12 protein-coding genes are annotated in these 6,963 nt (G+C 46.6%); 2 read left to right on the top strand and 10 right to left on the bottom strand.

The window, feature by feature from the left end; all coding sequences use genetic code 11:
* From AWH66_RS24150 to AWH66_RS24110, 10 genes are all read right to left on the bottom strand, one after another.
* Positions 1–295 (bottom strand): major capsid protein P2 (locus AWH66_RS24150; protein ID WP_240495629.1); only part of this gene is annotated, 295 nt, incomplete at its 3' end.
* 3 nt (positions 296–298) lie between these two features.
* Complete coding sequence (locus AWH66_RS26260; protein ID WP_258182481.1) at positions 299–427, bottom strand: hypothetical protein; 129 nt, start codon at positions 425–427, stop codon at positions 299–301.
* A gap of 124 nt (positions 428–551) precedes the next feature.
* Entirely contained in the window at positions 552–1,301 is a 750-nt protein-coding gene (locus AWH66_RS24145; RefSeq protein ID WP_063606537.1) for a hypothetical protein, read from the bottom strand.
* On the bottom strand, positions 1,276–1,713 hold the full coding sequence (locus tag AWH66_RS24140; protein WP_063606552.1) for a hypothetical protein: 438 nt from the start codon (positions 1,711–1,713) through the stop codon (positions 1,276–1,278). The genes AWH66_RS24145 and AWH66_RS24140 overlap by 26 nt, the downstream gene beginning before the upstream one ends.
* Positions 1,706–2,260, bottom strand: coding sequence for a hypothetical protein (locus tag AWH66_RS24135; RefSeq protein ID WP_063606536.1), 555 nt, complete (start codon positions 2,258–2,260; stop codon positions 1,706–1,708). Before AWH66_RS24135 ends, AWH66_RS24140 begins: the two co-directional genes overlap by 8 nt.
* Complete coding sequence (locus AWH66_RS24130; RefSeq protein WP_063606535.1) at positions 2,247–2,567, bottom strand: hypothetical protein; 321 nt, start codon at positions 2,565–2,567, stop codon at positions 2,247–2,249. Before AWH66_RS24130 ends, AWH66_RS24135 begins: the two co-directional genes overlap by 14 nt.
* A gap of 72 nt (positions 2,568–2,639) precedes the next feature.
* Positions 2,640–4,532 (bottom strand): replication endonuclease, encoded by a 1,893-nt coding sequence (locus AWH66_RS24125; RefSeq protein WP_063606534.1) that lies wholly within the window; start codon positions 4,530–4,532, stop codon positions 2,640–2,642.
* A gap of 7 nt (positions 4,533–4,539) precedes the next feature.
* A complete protein-coding gene (locus AWH66_RS24120) occupies positions 4,540–4,758 on the bottom strand; it encodes a hypothetical protein (protein WP_083400128.1) in 219 nt (72 codons plus the stop codon).
* A 1-nt stretch (position 4,759) separates the two neighbouring features.
* On the bottom strand, positions 4,760–4,954 hold the full coding sequence (locus tag AWH66_RS24115; protein ID WP_062463803.1) for a hypothetical protein: 195 nt from the start codon (positions 4,952–4,954) through the stop codon (positions 4,760–4,762).
* A gap of 10 nt (positions 4,955–4,964) precedes the next feature.
* Positions 4,965–5,216: a hypothetical protein gene (locus tag AWH66_RS24110; protein WP_063606533.1), complete on the bottom strand. Its 252-nt coding sequence runs from the start codon at positions 5,214–5,216 to the stop codon at positions 4,965–4,967.
* A gap of 107 nt (positions 5,217–5,323) precedes the next feature.
* Here AWH66_RS24110 and AWH66_RS24105 point away from each other — a divergent pair, with 107 nt between their 5' ends.
* Both AWH66_RS24105 and AWH66_RS24100 read left to right on the top strand, forming a co-directional pair.
* Positions 5,324–5,986, top strand: coding sequence for a helix-turn-helix domain-containing protein (locus AWH66_RS24105; protein WP_062463799.1), 663 nt, complete (start codon positions 5,324–5,326; stop codon positions 5,984–5,986).
* The gene (locus AWH66_RS24100) at positions 5,983–6,963 is read left to right on the top strand and encodes a phage integrase (RefSeq protein WP_062463797.1); all 981 of its coding nucleotides are present in this window, start codon (positions 5,983–5,985) and stop codon (positions 6,961–6,963) included. Before AWH66_RS24105 ends, AWH66_RS24100 begins: the two co-directional genes overlap by 4 nt.

The following is a 6,963-nucleotide window of genomic DNA, read 5'->3' as shown; positions in this document are numbered from 1 at the left end:
TGCGAAGCGTTAAATCGGCAAATGGAATGACATAGCGACCCGCCGCAGTGAACTGCTTTCGGTGCTCTTGAAGGTCTACCAAATCTTGACCTGTCAGGTTGTAGACTTCCTTGCCGTTTAGCGTGATACGTACACGCTCAATATCGGCAGGGTCAGTAATACTCGTGACCAGTTCAATGGATTGGTACGTTGGACCACTCACCAAGCGCAGGCTTGCTTGGTTGCCCCAATTCACACCCTCAACAGGGTCTAAATCTAGTGGACGTGGGTTAAATGGTGTGTTGAGTAGTTCCATAGCTTAAAACCACCCTGTATTACCATTGATTTGCTCTTTGAGAGGCTTGAGCGCGCCTACGTTGTTGATTACTGCTAATGCAATCAGCATAACGGCGACCGTCATTAGCATGGTTTTATGACTTGCTTTCATAGTTTCCCCTGCTTCACAGCGTTGGAAAGGTTAAAGGAGTCATTATCAAATCAGACAACCGACGCACGGTCACTCAGCTTCAACCTATAGGTAGAACTTTTAACCTATAGGTTGAAATGTGACATTAACGGTAGTTTCGTGAGAGCTTTTTGCCTGTCTCGCAGTTCAATGCGCCTCGCTCTAGGTTGCCAATCCCATCACGAACGATGAGGTATTCGGCTATCGCTTTACCAATAAGTCGTTTATTCACCTTGGCGCTTTTAAGGTCAGCGACTTCATTCGAGTGAATGCCTTTTTGCTTGGCGACCCAATCCGCATCCACACCAGAGTTCACCGCCCCAAGCCACCAAACGCTAGATTGATTGGTCACGGTTTTGGGGACTTCCTGCCCACGCTGAAAAATAGTATGAACCACATGCCCAAACTGACGACCACCACGCAGAAGCTCGCCCGTTTTCCCTTCGAGCTTTCCAGAGGTTTCCGCGCAGCTTGCTAACTCTTCAATCACCACATGCAATTTAGGTTTACGACCATCACCCAATGCCCAAGCAATCGCGCTGAAGGTTTCAAGCTCAGACATACACGCGCCCTTTGGCGGGACATACGCCAGCTTGAACGAACAACCTACACGACGACCATGCACCGCCGCTTTAATAAACTGGGCAGGGTCAGAAAAGCCGTGACACATTTGACCGTGAAACTTTTGCCCCGCGTAGTTTCGGTACGGGTCAAAGAACACCGCTTGCGCCTTTTTAGGCACAAGCCCCATGTATTTCACGGCGCTGGTTTTGCCGCTACCCGTACCACCTAAATACACGGTGTGCTCGGCATCATGAGAAGGGTTTGAGTTAATCGGGTTGACGACTAGCGACACGTTTCGCCTCCTCTTGTTTTTGTACTTCCAAGGCAGCAATTTGTTGTTTCGATGCCCACCACAGTCCCAAAATCGCCAAGGCTAATGTCATCACATTCATGTAGTCGCCGCACTGTTCAAGCAGCGCACCGCCATACTGTTTAGCCACAGGTCGAGCCGCACTGATAACGCTTTGCTTGGCGCGTTCATCAAAGACAAAATCAATGTCTTTCATAATCGACACGGCTTGCTCAATCACCACTAGCCCCGTTGACACCAAGGCGTCAAACGCTTCACTGGTATCAATATCCGGTTCAGGTTCAGCGCTACCACTCGGTTGGTTTTCGGTTGAACTACTGTTTTGCAGCTCGGCAACGTACATATCCAGTTCAGCAAGGTTGTCAGCGCCCATTTCAACGGTTGAATCACTCATTGGCGTCCCCTTCTTGCGTTGGTTGAGGCGTTGCCAATAGACGTTTAATGGCAAACAGCAATACCAGAATCAAACCCAAGCACGCGCCGACCTTGAGCAGTTGCGGTTTAAGGCTTGGCTTTGGTGGTGTTACCGTTTCTTCGGTTGGTTCAGTGATAGGCGTTGGGTCTACCGTAATCATTTCAGTTGAATCGGTACTTTCAACCACTTCGTCAACGGTTGGTTCAACGGTTAACTCAACGGTTGGTTCAACGGTTGGTTCAACGGTTAACTCAACCGTTGAATCTAGCGTTTCAACCTTATCAGGCAAGGCTTGAGGCTTTTCGCTCGTGTCACGCATATGGTCAACGCAATACTCATTCACTTTATTGCTGACTGAACTGTTCCCGCACTCAGGGCAACGGTAATAAAGCTTACCAAGGTTGCGACTGTTCTTAGGGGGTTCACCCGTATCAATCATGCGACCTTCTCCAACCATGTGAACGGTTGCCGCCGATTGGCAAACAGGGCAATCCACATAACCGCGTACAGGGTTAGGCGTTTTCATGCTCACCCCCTTGCACCTCAGTCATGTCAATGTCGGACTGTTCGATTAACTGGCGCTTGCGCTGCTCACGAACGATTTTGTTCGCTTTGGCGACCAGCTTTGCTTTGTCTATCAACTTAGGGTCTAACCCCAACTCAACTAGCGGATTGGCTTTGCTCATCAAAAGCCGTGGTGCTATTGACATTAAATAGGTCGGTGAAAGGTCTTTGACCTTATCAAAAGCGCTTTCGAGCTCTTGCTCAAGCCCATCAATATTTTCAAGGCGCTGTAGCTCGGCTTGGCACTCTTCTTTAGAAAGTGTTTTCATAGTGTTCCCCTGTCTCTCGACGTTGGTGTAGTAATGGTAGGTTTGCCCCTGATTCACATCGTTGGCAGTAATCTATGTCACGCCACTGGCGTAAAACTCTTCCCATTGCGGTGAACCGAATCTATCGAGTTCATTAAATAGAAAGAAATTGTTGATGATTCTTTGTTGTCTCGGTGGCGATAAGTCCAGCGTACAATTATTGCCACTAGACCAAGGCGCAAGCTCCCGCTTGCTTAGAGCAGCCTCCGACAAGTCGGAAGGCTTTTTGATAAGCTTCCATTCTGTCTCATGAGTTAACACTTCGAGACCGCTTCCCTTCAAGCCAATGACCTTTTGAGTCACTTCGCCGTATTTGTTCTCTGTATTCTCTTTGATGGTGGTAATGGTGCGCATGGATTGCGGCAGACGATGCCCACCCATGTAATCGAAAAAGGCAGAAAAGAAACCCATATCGGCAGCGCGGCGAGCTTTCTCAAACGTGCAATACTCTTGCTCGTCACTGATTCTTCGCAGCTCTCGCCAGACAGTAACGGACGGCGTTTTTTGAAACTGGAACTGACGAAAACAGAACGTGCGTGACCATGAGGTCACGTTTTTAACCGTGTCTTGTAGCTTGGCTTTTTTGTTGTCGAGATCCGATAAATCCTCAAGCCCAAAGCCGTCAACGTTCTTAGAAATGTACTTGGCAAGGTAAGCCACCGCGCCACCTTCTGTCCCATCCAACATTTTCGCCTCAAAGCGAGCTCTCATTGCTCGATAGTTTGGGTCGCCGTTTTTGGTGTAAAGCTCTTGGCTGTCACGCTGAAATTGATAGTGCTGTAGTGCTTTGATAAAGGTAGGCACTTGCTCAAGAGGTACAAAGAACACACCATGCCAGTGCGGTGTACCGTCTTGATGTGGTTCAACAACTCGCATCCCATAATACGTAAGCTCATGACGCCCTGCCCACGCTCTAAAGCGCTCCCACGATTTTGACAACCAAGCGTGAGCACCTTTCGGTGTGCTACCGTCCCAATTCTTGTTTTCAATCCAATACTCACCGCGTTTAGTGAGACGATGGAAACGACTAGGCGCGGTCATTGTGACAAACACAGAAGCGTGACTATTTGAGTCAGCGTATTCCTGACAGCCAGCAATACGGGTCATGAGCTCATGACGACGATTCACAGGGTTGGATTGTGACGACTCATGCACAAGCGACATATCAATCACATCACCCTCAAGCGATTCAATCGCCATAAGCTCTAGCCATTCACGCTGTCGCTCTTGGCGTACTTTGAGCCATTCACAAGCAGAAATCGACGCATAAGGGGAAACGTGTGGTGAGACCATACCCGCCGCTCGACGTGCATTTTCAAAAGCGGCAACGGTTTGTTTGTCGATAGCGCGGCGCCATACCGCCTCATCCAGCAGACGAGCTAAAAACGAATAAGCTTCATCTTCATCACACGCCATTTCAAATTGAGGCATCCAAAGCGAAGCGCCTACAAACTCATGTATACGCTTAATCGCATCAAACGGTGTGCCGCCAGCTTTAGCGACTGACTCAAAATGAAAACCCGCGCGCCCTGTTAACTCAGTAGCAAGACGTGCACGTTTTAATTCTGTATCCACTTTCCAATAAGGTTCAGGCAATACACCAAGTGCAGCAGACACCGCACCACTTCGTGACTCGATAAAATCCAGTGCGCGTTTAAATCCATATTTGCGAAAGCGAACCGCTGAGGCTTTATCGATGTAATTGCGAATGTCATTAGGTAGCGTGAACTTGTTAGCAACAGCATGAGCAAACTCAAATACTCGTGCCTTTGGCGTTTTACCTCCAAATGTATGGTGATGGTTTGAGACCATCGTTAAGTGCGGCGCGGATACTTGGTTTTTCACAACGTAAGTCGCAAGCTCCTGACGCAAATTGTTCGGGAGCTTGGACAAAGGGTTATTGGTTGGTTTATCGATTTTTCTCATTGGCAGACTAGCGCTTTTTCCACGTAAGAGGGTTAACGTTAAGCTTGCGAGAGCGCGAACGGTTGAAACCAAACTTCGAGCGAAGTTCTTCTACCTTTCGAGCGGAGTTTTCGCACTTTTCAGGGTCGAAGTTGGCGCACCCTGCCATATCTTCACAGGGTGCGTGAATTGGGTCACTGATTGGTGCGTCCACAATGGAGATTGCAGGCGTGTAATCAATATCCACCCTACACCTCCAAACTTTCTAAAAGCTCAACGTCTTGCTTTAACTGCAAATAAACAGGGTGCAGAAATGCAAATTCAGGAGAGCTCGGGCTCAACCAATCCAGACGAGCTTTAACTATCTTGAAAAGCTCCATTGCTTCACTTGAATGTGAAAAATCAATATTGATTGAATGTATCGGTGCAGTGTTAGTTTGCATGATTGCCCCCTTAAATCGCCGCTTTCCAATCTGTGTACTCTTGAGCTTGCTCTTGTGCATACTCTTCAAGCGCTTTCATGTTGATTAACGTGCGTCCACGGCGACCACCTTCTCGGCGGATAACGGGTAACTTTCCTGTTTGTACCTGACATTTAACGGCGTCTACTGTGAAACCAGCTAGCTCTGCATACTTTTCAGGCGTCACAAATGGCGCATATTGTTTGCTTATATTGTTTCCTGACTGCTCATTATGTTCTAACATTACACATAACCTCGCTTATGAATTGAATATTGTTAGTCTGTGTTAGTTTACGTTAGTTACAGTAATTCCATTCATTAGTGTTTGTCAATGTTAGTTAAGGGTTATTTATGCGTGAATGGTTCTTGAGTACAGAGTTGATAGGGCTAAAAGGAATGCCAAATTCAACTACTGGAATCTCACAAAAAGCTAAAAGAAACAATTGGATAAGCAGAAAAGCTGCGGGTAATGGACGTGCTCTTGAATACCATGTTTCGAATTTTCATGATGAAGTGTTAAATGCTCTAAATGAGAAGTACGGCACACTTGGAGAAAGTAACGTTTCAGCAATTCACACGACTGCACCTAACAACGATTCGGTATCAATTCCCGAATTTAATGTTAATGCAGCAGCGGGAGCAGGAAAGCTTGTCAGTGGTGAGCATCAAACAGGTACATTTACGGTTTCAGCGCATCTAATTCGTGATTTGGGCTTGCAACCAGAGCACACGGCTGTCGTATTCTGTTCAGGTTCAAGTATGTTACCGACCATGAACGATAATGACCGAATTCTTGTAGACACAAGAGAGCTAACAGAACCGGTTAAAGATGGTGTTTACGTTATTCGTGTCGATGACATGGTTTATGTGAAGCGCTTGAAATGGAACATTCTGCAGCAAGGCTATGAAATCATTTCTGACAATCCGGATTACGATTCATTTTCTATGTTCGGCGAAGATTTAAACCGACTTAAAATCATTGGTCGCGCTGCGATGGTGATGCGCTCACTATGACCGTAAAAAAAGACAACGATAAGTGGCTAGTTGATATTCGCCCTGCGGGTCGAGCGGGAAAGCGATTCCGCAAAAAATTCGACAAAAAGTCAGAAGCGTTGGCTTATGAAAAACATATTTTAGCAACTGAACATGATAAAAAATGGGTCAGTAAACCTAAAGATACCCGACTACTTTCAGAGCTAATCGAGGTGTGGTGGGAAATATCAGGGCAATTCAAAAGAACTGCCATTCCTTACAAGCGTGACTTGACTAGGTTCTGTCGTGAACTCAACGACCCACCCGCTCATAAGATTGATTCAAAACTCATTACTGATTGGGTTGCTGACTTACAAGCTAGAAAGCTAAAGGACAGCACAATAAGGCGTTCCATGCAGTGTTTGAGCAACGTCTTCACAGTTCTGATTGAGTCGGGCAATTATCGCCATGAGAACCCACTCAAGGGAATTAAGCGTCCTACTGTTAGAAAACAGGAAATGGCATTTTTGACGCATGAGCAGATAAAAACGCTTAGGTCAGAGATCCAAGGTAATCCGTTGATGTTGAATGCTGTTGATATTTGTTTGTCTACAGGGTCACGATGGCGAGAAATGATAACGCTCAAAGCAAGCAACTTGTCACCCTATAGAATCCGGTTCACCCAAACCAAAACCGATAAGTCTCGGACAGTTCCAATTAGCAAAGAACTGTATGAACGAATCTATCCAGAGGATGGAGGCGCGTTATTCCCTTACGACTTTCAAAAAGAGCTCCGACTAATTCTCATCAGGTTAGGATTCGATTTACCAAAGAGTCAGAAAACCCATATCTTGAGACATTCATTTGCTAGTCATTTCATTATGAACGGTGGCAACATCCTAACGCTCCAAAAAATCTTAGGTCATTCGGATATCAAACAGACGCTAGGTTATGCCCACCTTGCACCGGACTTCTTGCAGGACGCAGTGAGAATGAACCCCTTAGCAGTGTCCACATAA

The organism is Vibrio barjaei (genome assembly GCF_001639065.2).
Lineage (GTDB): Bacteria > Pseudomonadota > Gammaproteobacteria > Enterobacterales > Vibrionaceae > Vibrio > Vibrio barjaei.
Note: the sequence above shows the minus strand (reverse complement) of the source record. Positions and strands in the feature narration are given on the sequence as shown.

Coding starts and splice junctions, on each gene's coding strand:
- AWH66_RS24125 (WP_063606534.1), bottom strand. CDS start 4,532: ATGAGAAAAATCGATAAACCAACCAATAACCCTTTGTCCAAGCTCCCG.
- AWH66_RS26260 (WP_258182481.1), bottom strand. CDS start 427: ATGAAAGCAAGTCATAAAACCATGCTAATGACGGTCGCCGTTATGCTG.
- AWH66_RS24140 (WP_063606552.1), bottom strand. CDS start 1,713: ATGAGTGATTCAACCGTTGAAATGGGCGCTGACAACCTTGCTGAACTG.
- AWH66_RS24105 (WP_062463799.1), top strand. CDS start 5,324: ATGCGTGAATGGTTCTTGAGTACAGAGTTGATAGGGCTAAAAGGAATG.
- AWH66_RS24135 (WP_063606536.1), bottom strand. CDS start 2,260: ATGAAAACGCCTAACCCTGTACGCGGTTATGTGGATTGCCCTGTTTGC.
- AWH66_RS24100 (WP_062463797.1), top strand. CDS start 5,983: ATGACCGTAAAAAAAGACAACGATAAGTGGCTAGTTGATATTCGCCCT.
- AWH66_RS24130 (WP_063606535.1), bottom strand. CDS start 2,567: ATGAAAACACTTTCTAAAGAAGAGTGCCAAGCCGAGCTACAGCGCCTT.
- AWH66_RS24115 (WP_062463803.1), bottom strand. CDS start 4,954: ATGCAAACTAACACTGCACCGATACATTCAATCAATATTGATTTTTCA.
- AWH66_RS24110 (WP_063606533.1), bottom strand. CDS start 5,216: ATGTTAGAACATAATGAGCAGTCAGGAAACAATATAAGCAAACAATAT.